The sequence below is a fragment of the Parabacteroides distasonis ATCC 8503 genome (genome assembly GCF_000012845.1).
Lineage (GTDB): Bacteria > Bacteroidota > Bacteroidia > Bacteroidales > Tannerellaceae > Parabacteroides > Parabacteroides distasonis.
The window spans coordinates 4,052,444-4,070,600 of record NC_009615.1 but is presented as its reverse complement, the minus strand read 5'-3'; the positions used below and the strand labels follow the sequence as shown (position 1 = coordinate 4,070,600).

The 18,157-nt window shown below is 48.4% G+C and carries 16 protein-coding genes; 3 read left to right on the top strand and 13 right to left on the bottom strand.

Going from position 1 to position 18,157, the window contains the following annotated elements:
- Positions 1-48 precede the first annotated feature (48 nt).
- Positions 49-1,506, top strand: coding sequence for a D-alanyl-D-alanine carboxypeptidase/D-alanyl-D-alanine endopeptidase (gene dacB, locus BDI_RS16775; protein WP_011967287.1), 1,458 nt, complete (start codon positions 49-51; stop codon positions 1,504-1,506).
- A gap of 7 nt (positions 1,507-1,513) precedes the next feature.
- Here the strand turns inward: dacB and BDI_RS16770 are convergent, their stop codons facing one another.
- The 12 genes from BDI_RS16770 to BDI_RS16715 form a co-directional block, all read right to left on the bottom strand.
- Positions 1,514-2,269, bottom strand: a complete 756-nt coding sequence (locus BDI_RS16770) for a LytR/AlgR family response regulator transcription factor (protein WP_008772909.1) — start codon at positions 2,267-2,269, stop codon at positions 1,514-1,516.
- Positions 2,266-3,333 carry a sensor histidine kinase gene (locus BDI_RS16765; RefSeq protein ID WP_011967286.1) on the bottom strand — a complete coding sequence of 356 codons (1,068 nt, stop codon included), beginning with the start codon at positions 3,331-3,333 and terminating at the stop codon, positions 2,266-2,268. Before BDI_RS16765 ends, BDI_RS16770 begins: the two co-directional genes overlap by 4 nt.
- Positions 3,334-3,515: 182 nt before the next feature.
- Positions 3,516-4,736: an ABC transporter permease gene (locus BDI_RS16760; protein ID WP_009275295.1), complete on the bottom strand. Its 1,221-nt coding sequence runs from the start codon at positions 4,734-4,736 to the stop codon at positions 3,516-3,518.
- Between the two features lie 19 nt (positions 4,737-4,755).
- A complete protein-coding gene (locus BDI_RS16755) occupies positions 4,756-5,496 on the bottom strand; it encodes an ABC transporter ATP-binding protein (protein WP_011967285.1) in 741 nt (246 codons plus the stop codon).
- An 8-nt stretch (positions 5,497-5,504) separates the two neighbouring features.
- Positions 5,505-6,731: an efflux RND transporter periplasmic adaptor subunit gene (locus tag BDI_RS16750; RefSeq protein ID WP_011967284.1), complete on the bottom strand. Its 1,227-nt coding sequence runs from the start codon at positions 6,729-6,731 to the stop codon at positions 5,505-5,507.
- Positions 6,732-6,853: 122 nt separating this feature from the next.
- On the bottom strand, positions 6,854-8,170 hold the full coding sequence (locus BDI_RS16745) for a TolC family protein (protein WP_011967283.1): 1,317 nt from the start codon (positions 8,168-8,170) through the stop codon (positions 6,854-6,856).
- Between the two features lie 122 nt (positions 8,171-8,292).
- Complete coding sequence (locus BDI_RS16740; RefSeq protein WP_005859799.1) at positions 8,293-8,844, bottom strand: chromate transporter; 552 nt, start codon at positions 8,842-8,844, stop codon at positions 8,293-8,295.
- 1 nt (position 8,845) lies between these two features.
- Complete coding sequence (locus BDI_RS16735) at positions 8,846-9,373, bottom strand: chromate transporter (RefSeq protein ID WP_005859800.1); 528 nt, start codon at positions 9,371-9,373, stop codon at positions 8,846-8,848.
- A gap of 21 nt (positions 9,374-9,394) precedes the next feature.
- Positions 9,395-10,984: a S41 family peptidase gene (locus BDI_RS16730; RefSeq protein ID WP_041525612.1), complete on the bottom strand. Its 1,590-nt coding sequence runs from the start codon at positions 10,982-10,984 to the stop codon at positions 9,395-9,397.
- Positions 10,985-11,007: 23 nt separating this feature from the next.
- Positions 11,008-11,481, bottom strand: a complete 474-nt coding sequence (coaD, locus tag BDI_RS16725; protein WP_005859804.1) for a pantetheine-phosphate adenylyltransferase — start codon at positions 11,479-11,481, stop codon at positions 11,008-11,010.
- Positions 11,468-13,333 carry a DNA topoisomerase IV subunit B gene (locus tag BDI_RS16720; protein WP_005859805.1) on the bottom strand — a complete coding sequence of 622 codons (1,866 nt, stop codon included), beginning with the start codon at positions 13,331-13,333 and terminating at the stop codon, positions 11,468-11,470. The genes coaD and BDI_RS16720 overlap by 14 nt, the downstream gene beginning before the upstream one ends.
- A gap of 5 nt (positions 13,334-13,338) precedes the next feature.
- The gene (locus tag BDI_RS16715) at positions 13,339-14,466 is read right to left on the bottom strand and encodes a hypothetical protein (RefSeq protein WP_005859806.1); all 1,128 of its coding nucleotides are present in this window, start codon (positions 14,464-14,466) and stop codon (positions 13,339-13,341) included.
- A 138-nt stretch (positions 14,467-14,604) separates the two neighbouring features.
- Here BDI_RS16715 and BDI_RS16710 point away from each other — a divergent pair, with 138 nt between their 5' ends.
- Entirely contained in the window at positions 14,605-15,513 is a 909-nt protein-coding gene (locus BDI_RS16710) for an SMP-30/gluconolactonase/LRE family protein (protein ID WP_005859808.1), read from the top strand.
- Positions 15,514-15,651: 138 nt separating this feature from the next.
- Positions 15,652-17,838: a ribonuclease R gene (rnr, locus tag BDI_RS16705; RefSeq protein WP_011967281.1), complete on the top strand. Its 2,187-nt coding sequence runs from the start codon at positions 15,652-15,654 to the stop codon at positions 17,836-17,838.
- Between the two features lie 103 nt (positions 17,839-17,941).
- Here the strand turns inward: rnr and BDI_RS16700 are convergent, their stop codons facing one another.
- Positions 17,942-18,154, bottom strand: coding sequence for an immunity 17 family protein (locus tag BDI_RS16700; protein ID WP_005859813.1), 213 nt, complete (start codon positions 18,152-18,154; stop codon positions 17,942-17,944).
- Positions 18,155-18,157: the final 3 nt, after the last annotated feature.

Below are 18,157 nucleotides of genomic sequence, written 5' to 3'. Positions count from 1 at the left end.
TATCTTTGCTTGCGACAAAGATAGAATAAAGTAGAATATATAAACATCATGATACGTAAAATATCCTTTTTCTTCCTCATTTCTTGCTTATACCTTTCAGTAGGGGCACAGGTTCCACAACCTATCAAGCAATTCCTGCGTAAGCCTTATATGGAAGGAGCCTCATTTTCCTTGATCGTGAAAGACGTTCACAATGGCGAGACGGTATTCGCTTACGATACCCTCCGGCAGCTGACCCCAGCCTCGGTCATGAAGACGGTTACGACCGCTACCGCCTTGGAGATACTGGGCGAGGATTATCGCTTTCCCACGACATTGGCATACGATGGCTCCATCGAGAAGGGCTTGCTAAAAGGGAATCTATACATCAAGGGAAGCGGAGATCCCAGCCTTGGCTCAGCGCATTTCGCCCCGTATCATAAGCGGTTCCTACAGGAATGGATCTCCGCCTTGAAAAAGGTGGGTATCCATAAAATACAAGGTGCCGTAATCGCTGATGAAAGTATATTCGACACGGAAGGCACTTCCTTTAAATGGGTTGGCGAAGATATGGGCAGCTATTATGGCGCCGGAAGCTATGGACTTTGCGTATTCGACAATCTCTATAAATTAGGACTGCAAACCGGGGCTCCCGGAAGCCGCCCGAAGTTGAAAGGAACCGAACCGGAATTATCCGGCATCCATTTCCATAATTACTTAACGGCTCAGCAAGTATCTTCGGATAGTTCTTTTATCGTAGGGGCGCCATTCGCCACGGACCGTTATTTATACGGAATTGTCCCCGCTAACCGGGAATGGTATCCGCTCAAAGGGGATATCCCGGACCCGGCTCTTTTCCTAGCGGATTATCTCACTAGGCAATTGGAACATGAAGGGATCACGGTCGGCGAATCACCGTCTTGTTTCCGTATCTTGCGGGAGGCCGGTAGGTGGCAACCCGGGAAACGGACCGAGATTGTTACCACTTACTCCCCTACGCTTCGGGAAATCGTGGAAGTGACCAACCATGTCAGCCATAATTTATTCGCCGATGCCTTGATCAAGACAATCGGCCTACGCTATACGCCCCGTAAGGGAGAGGTCATATCTTCTTTTAACCGGGGCATCCAGGTGCTTCGGGACTATTGGCAAGGGAAAGGACTCGACCTCTCGTGCGTCTGGATGTACGACGGTAGTGGCCTTGCGGTTACCAACAAGTTATCAACAGCTTTTGTGGCTGATTTATTGATTTATATGAGAACCCGTTCACAACAACACACAGCCTTCTACGAATCATTGCCCGTAGCGGGGGTAGAAGGCTCGGTGAGGAACTTCTTAAAAGGCTCATCCCTCCAAGGAAAAGCTCATCTTAAAAGCGGAAGCATGAGCCGGGTAAAAGGATATGCGGGATATATAAACAAAGGCGATAAGCAATACGCCATCGCCCTATTCGTAAACAACTATTCCTGCGACGGACGTCCTATGACCGTAGCGATAGAGAAATTATTGCTCCAGTTGTTCAACTAACCAGCGGTTATTTCGGCAGGATCGATCTACGCTCTATCATCTCTAGGAAATGCTGTTTATAATTGTCGGAGATCGGGATATACTCCTTTCCAAAGACAATCCGATTACGCTCGATCACCTTGATCTTCTCCGGCTGGACGATAAAAGAGCGATGAACACGCACAAAGCGATCCGAAGGTAACATATCCTCCAAACTCTTCATGCTCATCAACGAAAGGACCGGACGGGGCTCATCCTCCACGAATATCTTCACGTAATCCTTTAATCCTTCAATATATAATATCTTGCGCAGCTCTATTTGCAACAGCTTATACTCACTCTTGACGAAAATACTCTCCATCCCGCCCTTCTCCGCAATTGGCGCGGATCCTTCCTTCTCTTCCGAAGACACCGGCTTACGGAGCAGCTCATACCATCGCAACGCCTTATTCGCCGAGGCAAGGAAGTCCGGATAACTAATTGGCTTCAACAAATAATCCAGCGCGTTTACTCGGTAACTATCCACGGCATATTGATCGAAAGCCGTCGTAAAAATGACACGGGTATCGGCGTTCAAGATACGGGAGAACTCCAATCCGCTCAACTCCGGCATCTGGATATCCAGAAAAAGCAGATCCACCGGCCGATCCCGTAAGTCGGAAAGAGCGTCCAAGGCACTATTATAAGTCCCTTGTAAATCCAGAAACGGAGTTTTCAAGACGTAGCTTTCCAGCAAGCTAACCGCTAAAGGTTCATCGTCAATAATAGCGCAAGTCAATCTCATATCTCAGTCTCGTTTATAGTAATTGATAGATAAGAAGAATAGTTATCCCCCTCCCGACCGCATTGGAACGAGAAATGCCCCGGATAGAGCAGCCCCAAGCGTTTCTCCAGATTCACCAGCCCGATACCGGAACCACTTTTATCTTGATCCGGGCTTTTCGGGAAATAGCTATTCACGATAGTACAAACTACCTCCGCCCCCTCCTGATGGATATCCAAATGGATGAAAGACGGCTTATTATTGCTCACCCCATGCTTAAATGCGTTCTCAACCAAGGAGATAAACAACAGGGGGGCGATCAAGGTTCCCGGAGAGGAAGCGACGATATTCGTTTTCAGCTCCACATGTTTGGGCAGGCGTATACGCATCAACTCCACATAATTACGAAGGAAGTCGAAATCCTTCTCCAAAGGGACAAAAGGCTGGCTACTCTCATACAAGACATAGCGAAGCAAGCGGCTCAAATCGTGCACCGCCTCCTGCGCCTTCTCCGGGCTGAACGCTATCAAGCTATAGATATTATTCAACGTATTAAACAGGAAATGCGGGTTAAGCTGGCTTTTCAAGTTCTGCAATTCCGCCTCGGCACGCTCCTTCTCCAGTTCCCGCTGGATAGCCGCCACCCGGTACCATCCGTCCGTCATCTTGATCGCCACGCTAAGGCCGGCTACCAAGGAGTAGATAACGGCGTTGACGAGAAAGAACCCCACCGTCTCGTTCAACGGGCGGGGCGGACGAGCCGGATGATGCATCTCCGGAGGGTAGAAATAGCGCATGCAGAAATGCACGAACAGCATCGTACTCCCGATAAGCAATAGGTTGATCAGCAGGAAACGCCCTGTCCGGCGGTTGAACAAATACCGCCTCACCAGCCACCCGTAATTCAAGTAGAAGACGAGCATGAAGGAGAGCGGCACGATGATGCTCCGCAGATACCCCTCGAACGTGACTTGCGACTCCCTCCCCGTGAAGAAGAAGGGGGAACAGAATAGGATACCCCATCCCGCAATGTGTATCAACTTTCCCAAACCTTTGATAGGGGGGGATTGTGGTGTGTCATTCATCTTATTATCCTCTTTAGTGCTACGCAAATATAGTCATTCCTACCGTTATATGAGCCATGTAGCCTTATCTAGTGAGCCTTCGCCTCATAGCTATGAGGTGTCATACATCATAGGTTTAATGCATCGTTCCTCATACGTATGATGCATACCCTTTACAGGTAAGGAGACCATGCCTCATCCGTCTACTCATAGCGTATGGCCTCTATCGGGTCGAGCTGGGCCGCCTTCTTAGCGGGATACCATCCGAAGAACACCCCGGTGACGGTACATACCACGAAAGAGAGCAGTACGCTCCATGGCTGGATATAGATCGGGAAATGCGCCACGACATTCACGATCAAGGCGGCTCCCACGCCGAAAAGCACGCCGATCAATCCCCCGGTCACGCTGATAAGGATAGACTCGATCAAGAACTGAGCCAAGATATCCATGCCTTTCGCACCGATACTCATACGGAGGCCGATCTCCCGCGTACGCTCCGTCACGCTCACGTACATGATATTCATGATACCGATACCACCAACGAGAAGAGAGATACCAGCCACCGCGGCCAGCAACGTCGTCATTATATCCGTCGTACTTGTCAACATCGTACTCAACTCCTGCATACTCCGGATCGTGAAATCATCATCATCGGTTTCCCGCAGCCTATGGTTACGCCTCAGTATCTCCGATATCTCGTCTATGGCTTGATCGGTGTACTCCTCCTTGAGCGCCGAGCAGGTTATGCCTTGCAAATGGGTAATGGCCAAGATCTTCTTTTGAATAGTTGTGTATGGAGCTAAGATCAGGTCGTCTTGGTCCATTCCCATGCTGTTATATCCTTTGCTTTTCAGTACGCCCACGACCCGGAACGGTAGCTTCTGGAAACGGATCACCCGTCCGACGGGATTCTCTCCGCCGGGGAAAAGGTTATCCACCACCGTCTTCCCGATCACGCATACCTTGGCGGCGGTCTGTACGTCTTGATCGCTGAACATATCGCCATCCTCCACCTCGTATCGGCGTATCTCCATATAATCCGGGCTGATACCGTAGACGGTGGTCGGGGCATTGTTGGCGCCATAGATGGCCTGCCCGCTACTGTTCACGGAGGGAGAGGTGGCGGAGACGTAGCGAGTCTCGTTCACGATATCCTCGTAGTCCTGTAGCTTCAGCGTCTCCATGGCAGAGGCGTCTTGGCGGACACCACCACGCATGTCGGCTCCCGGCTGGATCATGATCATGTTCGAGCCCATCTCGCTGATCTGCGCCTGTATACTCCGCTTCGAACCTTGACCGATGGCCAGCATCGTGATCACGGAAGCCACGCCGATGATGATACCCAGCATCGTGAGGAATCCCCGCAGCTTGTTGTTGGCCAAGGCCCGGAGGGCTATCTTTAGTAAATTCGTCGTATTCATTGTTACTTCTGTTTATCGCTTAATCATCATTCTTGGGCAGGCGGGCCAAAGCCTCGGCGGCGCTCAAGATATTCGTATTCACCGTATCGGCGGTTACATGACCGTCGCGCAACGTGATATTCCGGCTGCTGTATTGGGCGATCTCCGGGTTGTGGGTGACAAAAATAATCGTACGTCCCTCGGCGTGCAGACGCTGGAAGAGCACCAAGATCTCAAAAGAGGTACGGGTATCCAAGTTGCCGGTAGCCTCGTCCGCCAGGATCACCGCCGGGTCGTTCACCAAGGCACGGGCGATCGCCACACGCTGCATCTGGCCACCGGACATCTGGTTGCTTTTATGCATCAGTCGGTCTCCCAAGCCCACGGCGATCAAGGCGTTGACCGCCTTTTCCCTACGCTGAGCCGCTTTATAGGCGGGGTTGTACATGAGAGGGAGCTCTACATTCTCTACCGCCGTTGTCTTCGCCAGCAGGTTATAGCTCTGGAAGACGAAGCCGATCTTACGATTCCGGAGAGTCGCCCGTTGCCGCTTGTTCATGGTGCGCACGGATACCCCGTCTAAGTAATACTCCCCGCTCGTAGGAGTATCAAGGCAACCCAGCGTGTTCAGCAACGTACTCTTTCCGGAGCCGGAGGTTCCCATGATCGTCACGAACTCCCCCTCGCGGATCGTGAACGACACGCCTCGCAGGGCATGGACGATCTCGTCGCCCACGTGGAAGTCTCGTTTTATATTGTCTAATCTGATAATTTCTTTCATGACGCAAACTATCTCTTATTTTTGTTGCTTCCCGGAGGGCCCGGCATGAAAGGGCTACGCTCCGCTCCTGCACCTACTTCCGGCATGTTAGCGGCGCTCGCTAAATCTACGGCTACCTCATCGCCCTCGCTCAAGCCCTCGGTTACTTCGGTCACGCTGTTGTTGCTGGTTCCGACCGTAATCTGCCTCGGGCTCAAGGTATTTCCTTGGCGGGACCAAACCAAGCGTTTTCCGGGTTGTACCTCCGCATTCGGATCTGTCACGGTCATACCCAACGATTCCATGATGGCGGGCTCGGGGATAAAACGAAGTGCCTTGTTCGGCAAGGTCAGGACATTCGCACGTTCCAACGTATAAATCGTGATATTCGCCGTCAAGCGAGGTTTCAGTTTCAAGTCCGGATTATCTGCCGTAATCACTACCTCGTAGGTAACGACCGTAGAAGAAGAAGTACTGGAAGAAGCGCTGGAGGTGCTTTCGCTATCCCCAAGGCGAATCTGGCGAACCACGCCCTCGAATTGATCGTTCGGGTAGGCATCCACCGTAAAGCTAACCCGTTGGCCTTCCTCCACGTTCCCTATATCCGCCTCATCCACGTCTGCTATCACCTGCATCTTCGTCAAGTCGGCGGCAATGGTAAACAGAGTCGGGGTCTCGAAGCCGGCGGCAACGGTCTGCCCTTCCTCAACGGCCCGGTTGATAACCACTCCGTCTATAGGGCTCGTGATCGTGGCATATTCCAGATTACGGTTTACTTTCACCATGGAGGCCTGACTCTGGTCGTAAGCGGCCTTCGCCTTCTCATAATTATAGGTAGCCGTCTCATAATCCGTATCGCTAATCAATTGTTTCTCGTGAAGCACCTTGCTACGTGCGTAGTTCTTCTGTTGATACTCGAACTCCGTCTTGCTGCTCGCCAATTGCGCCTCGGCGGAACGAAGTTCGGCTTGGAGGTTGATCTTATCCATCTCGGCGATCAGTTGGCCGGCCTTCACCACGTCGTTATAATCAGCGTACAACTTATCGATGATACCGGATACCTGCGTACCTACCTCAACCTCGGTAACGGGCTCTACCGTACCGGTGGCCGTAACCGTATTCGTGATCGTGCTGCGCCCTACCTTAGCGGTCTCCAGCTTGATCCCGCCTTTCGAGGATTTGCCCGTGAAAAGGAACACGCCCCCCGCGATGAGGATAACGGCAACACCGCCCATGATTAGTTTCTTCTTGTCCATATTCTGATTCGTTTTATTTCTGTTTTACGTTCTGTTCTTGTTCAAAAGGCCCCCGCGACTTCCGTCGCAGGGTAACCTTGAAAAAAGAGAGTGGAGTAAATATATATATATCCATTAGTGGGTTAATAATTCTCCGCAACCGGCTTCTTCTGATAAACATTCAGCAACTGGACGCTCATCAAGGCCATGTATTTCGCTTGTAGCTGCTCTTGCTGGGCGGTCAGATAATTGTTCTTCTCCGTCAATAGCTCAAGCGTATTTTTCATACCGAGGCTGAATTGCTCATCGATCAAGTTATAGCTTTCCTTCACGTAACTCAAGCGTTCGGTAGCCGAGGTATATTGGGTCTGCGACGAGGTAGCGTCCAGATAGATCCCCTCCACGGTTTGCAGCAATTGTTTTTGGGTATTCAGCAACTCCAACTGGCTGGTGGTAATCGCGTATTTCGCCTTGTTATAGGCCGTCTTATACTGACGGTTACTGAAGATAGGGATGCTGATCGTCAATCCGACACTCTCGTTGAAGCTATTCCAGATCTGGCTACCGAAAGCGTAATCCGTTCCGGAGAGATGGCCGGTACCCAGCCCGGCGTTCATGGAGAGCGAAGGGAGGAAAGCGCCTTTCGCCTTTTTCTTCTCCAGCTCAGCGATGTCCACGGCCAGCTCACTGCTCTTTATTTGCGGCATCACGGCCAGAGAGGTATTGTAAATCGTTTGCTTGCTCGGAAGCGGGGTTAAGATATCTTTCTCCGTAAGCTCCGGCATCACCAATTCGATCTCTTCGGTTATATCCAGTTCTAGTAATTGCTTCAATTGCAACTTATAATTGTCTAGATTCGTCTGGGCTACGACCAATTGATATTTATCGGTGCTTAACTGGCTTTCCAACTGGGCCAAATCCACTTTCGAAATCGAACCGGCACGTAGCAACTCCACCGCACGATCCCGCTGCGCCGTAGATACCTCGACCGTATTTTGGTTGATACGAACGGACTCCATCGCATATAGTACCTGCATATAGGTCTGTATCAAGGAGATTTGGATATCATCCTCGTTTTGCTCGATACCTAGCTCATCGACGGTATTTTGTATTTCCTGTTGCTTGATCGTCTGTACACGTTGCCCTCCATCAAAAAGCGTCCATTTAGCGTTCAGCGCATAATTACCGCTATAGCTATTATTCGTAGCGGCGTCGCTCGAAGGATAATTCACGAATCCTTGGGTAACCGAAGCCGAAAGGGAAGGGAAAAGCTGTGCTTTCGCCTGCTTCGTATCCTCTATACCGGAAAGATGCGACACCTTGCTTTTCTTTACTTGGATATTATGCTCCAAAGCGTAATCCAAGCAAGTGCGCAACGTCCATCGGGTAGGTTGCTCTTGTGCCTTACTCCCTACACAGAGGAAGAACAGACATGCGAATAATAAAGCGTATTGTTTCATATTGCCTTCGTTTTCTATCTTTTTACGAAAGCAAAACTATATTACCTTAAAAACATGGGCAACCAGACTAGAAAAAGGGGCTGTTTTCACCGATTAAACGGGCAATTCCATCGACATCGGGATTACCAATATAAAATAATACCCGCGATACCCGCCAAGATGATCATCAAGATAGGATGTACCTTGAATTTCCATGTTAGGATGAAAGCGGCACCAAAGATCAAGAAGCTCTTGTAGTCGATGAAGTTCTCTTTATTCATTAATAGCAAGGCAGCGGCAGCGATCAGTCCCACCGTAGCCGGGCGTAATCCAAGGAAAGCCGCCTCTACATATTTATTATTCCGAAACTTAGCGAAGAAATAAGAGATCAGAAGGACCAATAAGAAAGAAGGCAGACATACCGCAAATGTCGTCAGGCAAGATCCTAGGATACTCATCGTCTCCGAATACCCCGCATTATGCACCGCCGTATACCCTATATAGGTGGCGCTATTGATACCGATCGGTCCGGGTGTCATTTGAGAGATAGCGACAATATCGGTAAACTCCTGCAAGGAAATCCAACCATAGCGGTCCACCACGTCGGCTTGTATCAAGGATAACATCGCATACCCACCACCAAAGCCCAATATACCGATCTTCAGATATACATATAATAATTGTAACCAAATCATATCAGCCCTTCTTATTTAAACCATACACCAAACCTCCGGCTATAGCCGCCAAGATAATCCAAGCGGGAGACACCCCACCCATCCAGATCAGCAATGCCGCCCCGACAGGTATGATCATTTGCACGTAACTCAACTTGATAGAACGTGCGGTTGTCAGACAAGGCACGGCGATCAAGGCGACCACCGCCGGACGCAATCCCATAAACGCCTTCTCCACCCATACATTATCCTTTACCTGCGTAAAGAATAACGCGATCAAGAGCATGATTACAAAAGAAGGGAGAATCGTGCCCAAGGCACAAACAAAACCGCCCCATGTCTTCTTCAGTTTATAACCCACGAAGATCGCTATATTCACGGCGAAAATACCCGGCAACGATTGGGCCACGGAGAAAACGTCGATAAAGTCCTCTTTCGTCATCCACCCCCGGTCTACCACATCCCGCTGGATAAGCGGCAACATGGCGTAACCACCTCCGATGGTAAACATACCGATTTTCACGAATGTCAGAAAAAGCGTCCAATACATACCCTTATCAGTTTACGTTGGCTAACGTCCTAAAAGCCTATTGTAAGTTTCTTTATTATTAATAATCTGAAGCGCTTTCTGGTAACTCGGATTATCATCATTGATAATCTGGAAGTACTGCGCCATATCATAGAGATCCCGTGCGATAAGCGCCTTGATCTGAAGCATGATCAACGGCTTCGAACGATTATATTCTTCTTCCTCAAACTCAATCTTCTCATCGCCGGCCATCTTCAGAAGCTCCTCCATGATATCCTCTCCGACCACGAAATCTTGCTTATATTGCTGGAACTTCGGATATTTAGCCATCATCTGGTTCCGATTACGATCCAGATAATTCATGGACACCCGATTGACTAAACCGGAAGCTACCAGTTTCCGGTGATAATCCGTATAGCGAGTCGTATCTACCGGGATGAACACGTCCGGCATAATACCTCCACCTCCATATACGGTACGCTCGGTAACCAAGGTGTTATACTTCATTGAATCGGGGAAATGAATGCTATCGGCACTCATCAACTCCCCCCGGTTATAACGGTCGATCAGATCATGGTGGTACTCCTCGATCTTCCCGTTCTCGTAAGGCTTTTGTATACAACGTCCGGTGGGTGTATAGTAACGGGAAACCGTCAAACGAATCATGGAACCATCCGGCAGGGGAATCGGTTTCTGTACCAAACCTTTACCAAAGGTACGGCGACCTACGATCACGCCCCGGTCCCAATCTTGAATAGCGCCGGAGACGATCTCGCTGGCCGAAGCCGAGGACTCGTCCACCAGCACGACCAAACGTCCCTCTTGGAATTGTCCGCGAGCGGTAGAGTTCGCCTCCTCACGAGGTTGCTTACTCCCTTTCGTATAAACGATCAACCGGTTTTTATCCAAGAACTCATCCGCCAGCTCTATGGCGATATTCAAATATCCCCCGCCATTTCCCTGCAAATCCAGAATCAAGTTCTTCATGCCCTGTTTCCGGAGCTTTTCCAACGCCTCCCTGAATTCATCGGCGGAAGAAGCGGCGAAACGGTTCAACTTAATATAACCGGTATTCTTATCCGCCATATAAGCGGCATCCAGACTATACACGGGAATCTTACCGCGAACGATCTTGAAATCCATCAATTCCGGCGACTTGCCTCGCTTTACTTTCACACGCACCTCGGTACCTTTCGGTCCGCGTAGTTTCTTCATGATATCGGTAGTCTTCATCTTCACGCCGGCGATCAAGGTATCGTCTACTTGGATAATACGGTCGCCCGCCATCAACCCCACCTTCTCAGAGGGACCTCCGGGGATTACCTGAATCACGTAAAGCGTATCCGTCAACATATTGAACTGTATGCCGATACCATCGAAATTGCCTTGTAAAGGCTCGGTCATCTCTTTCGTCTCCTCCGGATCCATATAATTGGAATGAGGGTCTAGCTTATCCAACATACCGACTATAGCGTCTTCCACCAACTTCGTCTCGCTAGTAGAGTCGACATATAGATTAGAGATGGCGAATAAAGCCAATTGGAGCTTCCGGGCATCCATATTCGCTTTTTGCGCTGTCGCTCCGGTAAACACACCTAGAACGATCAGCAGGGATAAGACGATTCTTTTCATCAGATATATTCGTTTCATAATTTTCAATACAATCTCGTCTCTTTAGGGACGAATTGGGAAATGTCTTTGCCGTAGCGTAACAACTCACGGACAATACTTGAGCTAATATGCGTATGCTCCGGTTCCGTAAACAAGATAAAAGTCTCGATACCCGTCAACTTACGATTCACGTCCGCGATCGTCTTCTCATATTCGAAATCATTGACCGTACGGATTCCTCTTAAGATAAAGCCGGCTCCAACCTCTTTAGCGAAATCCACCGTCAATTGATTATATGACATGACTTTCACCCTTGGATTATCCTTGTATAGATTCCAGATCGCTTCCATCCGCTTCTCCAAGGAGAAATAGGTAAGCTTCTTATCGTTGATACCGATCGAGATCACGATCTCGTCCACCAGTTCCAACCCACGCCTTACCAAGGATTGATGCCCGATCGTAAAAGGATCGAAGGTACCGGGAAAAAGCGCAATACGTTTATTTTCAATTGATGACATCTTCTTCAACCACTAAGTTATCGATAATAAAGTTCTGTCGCTCCATGGTATTCTTCCCCATATAGAACTCGAGCATATCTTTCACGAGGTCCTCTTTCTTCATTGTCACCGGATCAAGGCGTATATCCTTGCCGATAAAATGCTTGAACTCATCGGGAGAGATCTCTCCCAGACCTTTGAATCGGGTGATCTCCGGATTCTTCCCGGCAGCGGCTATGGCAGCCAAGCGTTCCTCCTCTGAATAACAATACCACGTCTTCTGCCGGTTACGTACCCGGAATAACGGGGTTTGCAAGATATAAACATGATTACGCTTAATCAAATCGGGGAAGAATTGCAAGAAGAAGGTAATCAACAATAAACGGATATGCATCCCGTCCACATCGGCATCTGTCGCGATAATCACCTTATTATACCGCAAACCTTCCAAGCCATCCTCAATATTCAAGGCCGCTTGAAGCAAGTTAAACTCCTCGTTCTCGTAAACGATCTTCTTTGTCAAGCCATAACTATTCAAAGGCTTACCCCTCAAACTAAATACAGCTTGGTAATTCGGGTTACGGCTCTTCGTGATAGAACCGCTAGCCGAGTCACCCTCCGTGATAAAGATACTGCTTTCCTCTAGCAAATCCCCTTTCGAGTCGGTCAGGTGAATCCGGCAATCCCTTAGTTTCTTATTATGTAAATTCGCTTTCTTCGCACGCTCGCGGGCCAGCTTCGTAACACCGGCGATCGCCTTGCGCTCTTTCTCGGACTCCAAGATCTTCTTCAGCAAAAGCTCCGAAGTCTCCATATTCTTATGCAAATAGTTATCCAGGTCATTCTTGATGAAATCACCGATAAACTTCGCTACCGTAGGGCCGTCCGGTCCTATATCTTTCGAACCGAGCTTGGTCTTTGTCTGGCTCTCGAATACAGGCTCCTCCACTTTTATGCTGATAGCGGCCACGATACCCGCACGAATATCCGAATACTCGAAATTCTTATTGTAATATTCCTTGATGACACGGCCTATAGACTCCTTGAAAGCAGAAAGGTGCGTACCGCCTTGGGTGGTATGCTGGCCGTTCACGAACGAATAATATTCCTCTCCATATTGGTTGCTATGCGTGATAACCACCTCTATATCCTCCCCTTTCAGGTGGATGATCGGGTAAAGAGGCTCGGTGGTCATATTCTCGTTCAACAAATCCACCAGACCGTTGCGGGAATAGAAACGCTTGCCGTTGTAAATAATGGAAAGTCCCGAGTTCAAGAAGACATAGTTCTTTAATAGCCCCTCGATAAACTCGTCCTTATAATGATAATCCTTAAAGATCTCCCGATCCGGGACAAAAAACACCTGCGTACCGTTCGCCTCCCCGGTCGGTTGGATATCCGATTCCTCCGTGACGATCGCCTTACTATATTCCACCCGCTTACACTCTCCGTCACGGTAGCTGGTTATCAAGAAATAACTACTCAAGGCATTCACCGCCTTGATACCCACACCATTCAAACCCACGGATTTCTTAAACGCCTTGCTATCGTATTTAGCGCCGGTATTCATCTTGCTAGACACATCCACGACCTTACCCAGAGGGACACCACGGCCATAATCCCGCACGGCTACCGTACCTTCCTCGATAGTCACCTCGATACTTTTGCCATACCCCATCATGTACTCGTCGATAGAGTTATCCAGCACCTCCTTCAACAACACATAGATACCATCATCGGCATAGCTACCGTCCCCCAGTTTTCCGATATACATACCGGGACGCCGGCGGATATGCTCCATCCAGTCCAGTGTCTTGATGTCATCATCGTTATATTCCGTAGGTTGTTGTATCGTTGAATTCAGCTCATCCATATCTCTTATAACTTTTTAATATACGCTCTTCTTGATTTATGATGCTCTCGCTTGAAATAATCCCATTGCGCTTGTACGGCGCTATTCGTCTCCAGCTCCGGGTTACTCTCGGCGTAAACGGCACCGATACGCTTATAGACCGGAATCAAGTCATTAAATAATAAAGCGTTCACGCCTTTACTTTGATATTCCGGCAAAACTCCTGTCAAATACAGGTCGATTACTTTCGGTTTGCTCTTCAACGCTTTCAGCAAATGAATCCACCCGAAGGGTAACATATGCCCACGAGCCTTTTGTAAGGCTCTCGATAGGTTGGGCAGGGAGATGCCAAAGCCAACCACCGCATTATCCTCTTCCCTTACGATCAGCGTTACCAAATCATAACGCAGCATAGGGATATACATATTGATATAATAATCGATCTGCTTCTCGGTCAATTGCGCGAAACCATACAAGGGAGCGAAAGCCGCATTCAATGTATGGAATACCGGACGGGCGTAAGGCATAATCTCCTTAGCGTTCTTGAACTTCAGCACCTTCAATCCGTATTTCTTCTTCACGATCTCACCGATACGCAAGTGCTTCTCAGGAACGCCATCCGGTATATAGATCTTAAATTCATGCCAATCTTGATCCTTTCCGTATCCGATACGCTCCACTTGCTTGGGGTAATAGGGATAATTATAAATTGTAGCCATCGTACCGATCTGATCGAAACCCTCGATCAACATACCCTCGTGATCCATATCGGTAAAGCCCATCGGACCGTGGATCTCCTCCATGCCTTGTTCGCGGGCCCATTTCTCGACAGCGCCAAAAAGGGCATCAACCACCTCGTCATCATCAATAAAATCAACGAAACCAAAGCGGGCACGTTTCTGTCCCCAAGCCTCGTTACTCGGGCGATTCACCATACCGGCGATACGGCCTACCACCTTCCCGTCCTTATAGGCAAGGAAGTAAATAGCGTCGCACACCTCGAACGCCGGATTTTTCTTCTTATCCAGCGTCATCATCTCTTCCTCTATTAAACCCGGTACGTGATAGGGATTACCCTTGTATAATTCGATATTGAACTTGACAAACTTCTTAAGCTCCTTCTTACTGGTAACTTCTCTTATCTCTACGCTCATCGGTAATTTTATTTAAGCGGCAAAGTTACATAAATAATCTTTTATCATGGCATTATAAAACAAATTTATACCTTTGTAAACTCAGATTCATAGCATACCATGAAAAAAATAGTTATTAAATTAATATTGGCATTTATCATGTTTGAAGGAACCTCTTGTATAAACGATCCTATTATAATCAGCCCCGATCTGGCGTTTCGGGCGGAAGCTACTACAGGGGAGGGATCGATTTGGCATCCCGATCGCAATACACTTTTCTGGGTAGATATTGAAGGAAAGACGTTATATGAGTATATACCGGACTTGCAAAATTGCCGTTCATGGCAGTTCGACCGCATGGTCTCTACCGTAGTACCGGAAACGGACAGTACGGTAGTCGTCGCTTTACAAAACGAGATCATACGTGTAAACCTAACGGATGGGAACACGACATCTATCGCCCCAATCCCGGACAATAACGGGAAGATTCGTTGCAACGATGGGAAATGCGACCCGTCCGGACGCTTATGGATCGGCACCATGGGATTTGGAGCGCCTAAAGGGGCTGCCAGCCTTTATTGTGTATGGGCAGACGGAACCGTCGAAACAAAGTTGACAAAAGTCACGATCTCCAATGGGATCGTATGGTCCGCCAACAAGAAATACATGTATTACAACGACACACCTACCCGTAAGATCATACGTTTCCGGTATGACGATAGCTCCGGTGACATATTGTACGATGGCGTAGCCGTAAATATACCCGAGGGCACCGGCTCCCCGGATGGAATGACGATAGATTGCAACGACAACCTTTGGGTGGCTCAATGGGGAGGTGGCGGTGTTTATTGTTACAATCCCTATACCGGCGACCTGTTGACAAAAATTGTCGTACCGGCCCCCCACGTAGCGTCATGCGCTTTTGGAGGGGATAAGCTCGACACGCTTTATATAACGACCGCCCGTGCTGGATTGAGTGAGGAACAGCTTGAGGAATATCCACTAAGCGGTAGCGTATTCTGTTGCAAGCCCGGAGCGAAAGGGGTGCCGGCGAATTGTTTCCATTAAGAATCCGCGAGCTTAATAAATCTAATTAACACAATTGTCAACCAAATATCAATTTAAATTGTTTCCTTTGTAGACATGGCGTGCAAAAGACGAGGCGTGCCCCGTCTCCACAAAAACAAATGCAAATAATTATACAGAATGGCAAAGAATAGACCAGCAAAAAAAGATAACAACAAGGAGAAAAAAGGAAAAAAGGAAAAGGGTGTTGGTAAACGTATGAAAAAAGAAGCGATGATCCAAGCCATCATTTCCGTTTTCCAATCCTCTCCCAAGGAACCTTTCAACTATAAACAAATCAGCAAGATCATCGGAGTCGAGAACCAAGTGCAGAAATTGCAGGTGGTAGACATCCTGTATGATTTGTCCGCCGAAGATATCATCACCGAGATCGACCGTGGCCGTTACCGTCTCAACGGATTGGGAACCCTAGCCGTAGGAACTTTCGCACGCCGCAGCAATGGAAAGAATTCTTTCATCCCTGAAGACGGAGGTACGCCGGTATTTATCGCTGAACGTAATTCCGGGCATGCCATGGATGGAGACAAAGTGAAAGTACAGCTTTTCGCCAAACGTAAAGGTGCCGAGCCGGAAGGTGAGGTCGTGGAAATCCTTGAGAGCAAGGAGCGTACTTTCGTAGGTAAACTTCAAGTAGCTAAAGGCTTTGCCTTCTTGATTACGGAAAACAAGACGTTGGCTAACGATATTTTCATCCCTAAGGATAAACTGAAAGGGGGCAAGAACGGCGACAAAGCGATCGTACGTATCGTGGAATGGCCGGATGAAGCCAAGAATCCACTGGGTGAGGTCATCGATATATTAGGTATCGCCGGACAGAATACCGCCGAGATGCACGCGATCCTTGCCGAATTCGGATTGCCTTACAAATATCCTTCCTCGGTAGAAAAAGCGGCGGATAAGATCCCGGAAGCGATCTCTCCGGAGGAAATTGAGAACCGGGAGGATTTCCGGGGGATAACAACCTTCACGATCGACCCGAAGGACGCGAAAGACTTCGACGACGCCCTTTCCGCACGCCGTTTGGATAACGGGAACTGGGAGGTTGGCGTACATATCGCCGACGTAACACATTATGTGAAAACGGACGGTGTCATCGATAAAGAGGCGCAAAGCCGTGCGACTTCCGTTTATCTGGTAGACCGTACGATACCGATGCTTCCTGAGCGACTTTGTAACCAAATATGCTCTTTACGTCCTGACGAGGAAAAATTATGCTTCTCCGCTGTCTTCGAACTAAATAGCGATGCCGTGGTACAAAACTCCCGGATCTGCCGCACGATCATCAAGAGCGACCGCCGCTTTACCTATGAGGAAGCACAAGAGGTGATCGAAACCGGCGAGGGAGATTATAAAGAGGAGATTCTAGCCTTGAACGACCTTGCCAAGAAATTGCGGGAACGCCGTTTCAAGAGTGGCGCTATCAACTTCGACCGTTATGAGGTTAAATTCGAGATCGACGAACAAGGGAAACCAGTCCGTGTTTATTTCAAGGTCTCAAAAGACGCTAATAAGTTAATCGAGGAGTTCATGCTATTGGCAAACCGTACCGTAGCCGAGTTCGTGGGCCGTCCTCCTAAAGGAAAGACTAAGAAGACATTTGTTTATCGTATCCATGAGCTTCCGGACCCAGATAAAATGGAGAATTTCGCCTCTTTTATCCGTCGCTTCGGCTATAAGTTGAAAACAGACGGCACGAAGACGGATGTCTCCAAAGGAATCAACTCCTTATTGGACAATGTACAAGGAAAGCCGGAAGAGAACTTGATCGAGACAGTGGCGATCCGTGCCATGCAAAAGGCCCGTTACTCCACGGAGAATATCGGCCACTATGGCTTGGCTTTCGAATACTATACACATTTCACCTCTCCTATCCGCCGTTATCCGGATATGATGGTACACCGATTGCTGGAACGTTATCTAGCTGGTGGCCGTAGCGTTATACAAAAGAAGTATGAGGATTTATGCGATCATTGTTCCAGCATGGAGCAAGTCGCCGCCAACGCAGAGCGTGCATCCATCAAATATAAGCAAGTAGAATTCATGCAGGATAAGCTCGGCATGGCATTCGACGGCGTTATCTCCGGTGTCACCGAATGGGGACTTTACGTAGAACTGAACGAGAATAAATGCGAGGGGCTTGTACCAATCCGTGATCTGGATGATGATTACTATGAGTTTGATGAGAAGAATTATTGTTTATTGGGCCGTCGCAAGAAACGTCAATATCGTTTGGGAGACCCTATCACTATCAAAGTAGCGCAAGCGAATTTGGAACGTAAACAACTTGATTTCCAATTAGCGGAATAGGGCCTTTCTCAAAGTAAGTATAACTTCATCAGACAACGAAGTTATACTTACTTAGGCATTTTGATTATACTTACTAGGACAAGTAAGTGTAATTTACTTTTTATCACCAATACATAAGTCCCAGCGCCCCACAAGCGATCAGCCCGATTCCCAACAACGCATAGAAGATACGTGCGCCGCCACGACCGAACCAGTTCACGAAAGTCATCGCCCCGCTGGTTTTAAAGTACCAATCAAAATTACAGATCGCCGCTACGATTGAGAACAATCCCAAAGCGATAAACAAGGATAAGATAAAGTATTCGGAAGGATCCATAGA

Coding starts and splice junctions, on each gene's coding strand:
- BDI_RS16755 (WP_011967285.1), bottom strand. CDS start 5,496: ATGAAAGAAATTATCAGATTAGACAATATAAAACGAGACTTCCACGTG.
- dacB (WP_011967287.1), top strand. CDS start 49: ATGATACGTAAAATATCCTTTTTCTTCCTCATTTCTTGCTTATACCTT.
- coaD (WP_005859804.1), bottom strand. CDS start 11,481: ATGTCATCAATTGAAAATAAACGTATTGCGCTTTTTCCCGGTACCTTC.
- BDI_RS16735 (WP_005859800.1), bottom strand. CDS start 9,373: ATGTATTGGACGCTTTTTCTGACATTCGTGAAAATCGGTATGTTTACC.
- BDI_RS16720 (WP_005859805.1), bottom strand. CDS start 13,333: ATGGATGAGCTGAATTCAACGATACAACAACCTACGGAATATAACGAT.
- BDI_RS16750 (WP_011967284.1), bottom strand. CDS start 6,731: ATGGACAAGAAGAAACTAATCATGGGCGGTGTTGCCGTTATCCTCATC.
- BDI_RS16710 (WP_005859808.1), top strand. CDS start 14,605: ATGTTTGAAGGAACCTCTTGTATAAACGATCCTATTATAATCAGCCCC.
- BDI_RS16715 (WP_005859806.1), bottom strand. CDS start 14,466: ATGAGCGTAGAGATAAGAGAAGTTACCAGTAAGAAGGAGCTTAAGAAG.
- BDI_RS16760 (WP_009275295.1), bottom strand. CDS start 4,736: ATGAATACGACGAATTTACTAAAGATAGCCCTCCGGGCCTTGGCCAAC.
- BDI_RS16765 (WP_011967286.1), bottom strand. CDS start 3,333: ATGAATGACACACCACAATCCCCCCCTATCAAAGGTTTGGGAAAGTTG.
- BDI_RS16730 (WP_041525612.1), bottom strand. CDS start 10,984: ATGAAAAGAATCGTCTTATCCCTGCTGATCGTTCTAGGTGTGTTTACC.
- BDI_RS16745 (WP_011967283.1), bottom strand. CDS start 8,170: ATGAAACAATACGCTTTATTATTCGCATGTCTGTTCTTCCTCTGTGTA.
- BDI_RS16700 (WP_005859813.1), bottom strand. CDS start 18,154: ATGGATCCTTCCGAATACTTTATCTTATCCTTGTTTATCGCTTTGGGA.
- BDI_RS16770 (WP_008772909.1), bottom strand. CDS start 2,269: ATGAGATTGACTTGCGCTATTATTGACGATGAACCTTTAGCGGTTAGC.
- rnr (WP_011967281.1), top strand. CDS start 15,652: ATGGCAAAGAATAGACCAGCAAAAAAAGATAACAACAAGGAGAAAAAA.
- BDI_RS16740 (WP_005859799.1), bottom strand. CDS start 8,844: ATGATTTGGTTACAATTATTATATGTATATCTGAAGATCGGTATATTG.